At 34.0% G+C, this 2,782-nt stretch carries 2 protein-coding genes; both read left to right on the forward strand.

The features are described 5' to 3' along the window. Positions 1-306 precede the first annotated feature (306 nt). Positions 307-1,470 (forward strand): polysaccharide pyruvyl transferase family protein, encoded by a 1,164-nt coding sequence (locus tag NC818_07685; protein ID MCM8784622.1) that lies wholly within the window; start codon positions 307-309, stop codon positions 1,468-1,470. After that, positions 1,458-2,630 carry a glycosyltransferase family 4 protein gene (locus NC818_07690; GenBank protein ID MCM8784623.1) on the forward strand — a complete coding sequence of 391 codons (1,173 nt, stop codon included), beginning with the start codon at positions 1,458-1,460 and terminating at the stop codon, positions 2,628-2,630. The genes NC818_07685 and NC818_07690 overlap by 13 nt, the downstream gene beginning before the upstream one ends. Positions 2,631-2,782 lie beyond the last annotated feature (152 nt).

Raw genomic sequence — 2,782 nt, forward strand, 5'->3', positions numbered from 1 at the left:
GGGTTGGGGAGGTTCTCCAGGTTTTCTAGGTTTAAGTTTTGAATGACTTCTTCGGCTTTCATAAAAATACATTGGCAGTACCTAACTTTGTAGTTTACCTAAATAACATACATATTACATTGCGCCCAGCAAAATATTAGAAAAAAATATATGTACCTAACCGGTTAATTGCCTATGACATAATGCTTGTTTGCAAAAATTGATGAACGGAAAATGTTTAAAGAATAAATAACTTCTGCCTATTTGAGGTTACACATGTTAGAGAGGTAGAAGCCATTATGAAACGGAGTTCGGTGGAAGAAAATAATGGCGTCTAAAAATCTAGCCCAACTATATAACGAAGAGATTCTTTTATTAGGGTATCATGCTTGGGGGAATATCGGTGATGACGCTATTTTAGTTTCTTTGATTAACATTTTAGACAGATTATTTAATTCGAATCTCTTAGTAGACATCTACCTTAGAAATAATTATATGTTAAAAAATTTTGAAAATCCTAAAAAAATATCGATACGCTTTATAACTTCATTCAAGGACCTTTTTTGTACTCTAGTACGAGTTAGAAAGATAATAATTGATGGCGGGGATCATTTACATGACTATTGCTCTCTGCGAAAATTATTTAAAACTTTTATAATCCTTTTTGCACTTGCAATATTAGCAAGGGTTACCTTTAAGGATTTACTGCTAATTAACAATGGTTTTAGAGCAAAAACTGTGCTAGGAGCTGTATTAATAAAATGTGTACTAGTCTTCACAAAATGTATCAGTACTAGAGACAAATTCTCATATGCTCTTCTTTCTCGCCTTATATCTAAGCCGGTCATACAAGGCTTTGATACGGCGATTGAATTACACGAACAGTTTAGAAATAATTCTTCTGTATTTGTAAATAATACTCCCAATAAGATAGGGATTTCCCTAACCCCGGTATTCATGAATTTCTTCTCAGCTCCATCAAAAGATGACCTGTTAGCTGAAGCTCTGGCATCCAATATTCGTAAAATATTTGAGAAATTTAAGAATGTAGAACTCTATTTACTAGCTTTCGATAATAATCCAAAAAAAGGAGATTTAATTATCATAAAAAAAATCATCAGAAGACTGCCCCATACTCTACGAGGTAAAATTAAGGTTATTTCGTATAATGGTAATATAAAAGATTTTTTATCAAATTTTTCCCAATTGGACATTATAATTTGTTGCAAGTATCATTCTGTAATATTCTCGTACTTACTATCAAAACCTATGCTAGTAATAAATTATCAACCTAAAAATGCTGCTCTAGTTAAAGAGATTATGCTTCCAAACAAGGCTATGGTCTCTTTAGAGGAGATAATGAAAACCAATGATGTACTCGCTTCAATGCTACTTCAATTATTAAAGAATCCTAGTAGCCATTGCGCAAAATTGCCTATTTCAGAAGCGATAAGAAGGGCTTTTAACGGTGTACAGAAATGCCTAAAATAAAAGTTTTGAATATTCAACCCTTCGATATCATAGGCAGTATTCAAAGAAGAAGCCTTCTAGTAGCATCAGAACTTAAAAAATTTGGAATAGAAAACGTTTTTCTGGCCCCAACTGGAGTAGAAGGAAATCTCTTTACCACAAAAGTTATGAGAAAAGGGTTTAAGGTATACAAAACAAGTGCTTTAAGACCAAGATTAATCACTAATATCCAATCAGTGATACATATAGTAAAGTGTCTTTTAAATTTCCCAAAATGTTTCGTTGAAATATATAAAATAATCCAAGTTGAACAACCGGACATCATTCAGATTAATGGTTTCATATGTATCCAAGAAGCACTCGCCGCCTTCATTACTAATAAAAAGAAATTTGTATGGGTATTGATCTCCGACCTTTACCCCCGCATGATAATATTTGCCCTATCACCCCTTATTAGGTCAGCAACTCGAGTATTTGTATCAAGAAGGTTAATTAACTATTATCTGGGGAAAAAAGGCGACAAAGTGATTTATGAGCCTGTTGATATTAATAAGTTTAATCCTGGGAACATTACTTTAGACGAGAAAAATAAAATGAGTCTTGGAAACTTCTCCGTAGTTTCTACGGGATACATTTCACCAAGGAAAGGATACGATTATCTGATCAAAAGCATAAAAATTCTTAAAGGATATTTTCCTGACATAAAGTTAATAATAGTAGGTAAAGTTCTTCCCCTACAAAAAGAGTATTATAATAGTCTGAGGCATCTTGTAAAAACTCTGAACTTGGATCAGAATGTAGTCTTTACCGGTTATGTTAAGGAAAAAGAATTGCTACTAATTTTATCCTTAGCCGATATTTTTGCAATGGCATCCACTCATGAAGGGACTCCCGTCAGCATTTTAGAGGCAATGGCTATGGAAAAACCAATTGTGGCTACAAATGTAGGTGGAATCTCCGAGCTAGTAAGAGAGGGGAAAACAGGAATACTAGTAAGCCCAAGAAATGCAGAAGAACTGGCAAAGGCAATAATGCGTCTCCTCAAGGATGACAAACTGAGGAGAAAAATGGGGAAAAATGGTCGTCTTTTCGTCAAAGACAAATTTTCGATACAGAACTGTGTATCAGGATATAAATCCTTATATTATCATATAAGGAACCGGTGCTTCAAATTTCGATGAATCAAAAATTTTGTCGTGTTTCAAGAGGCGCAATGTAATATGTATGTGTTTTTTGTTTATGGGAATGGTATGTCTTGTGCGTGGAGGATTTCCATCCTCGACTTGAGGAAAGTTAACGTCTTCCCCTTGAGGAAACAGAAGGCAGAAACCCT

It is taken from the genome of Candidatus Omnitrophota bacterium (assembly GCA_023819145.1).
In the GTDB taxonomy this organism is placed as follows: domain Bacteria; phylum Omnitrophota; class Gorgyraeia; order DTHP01; family DTHP01; genus JBFWKV01.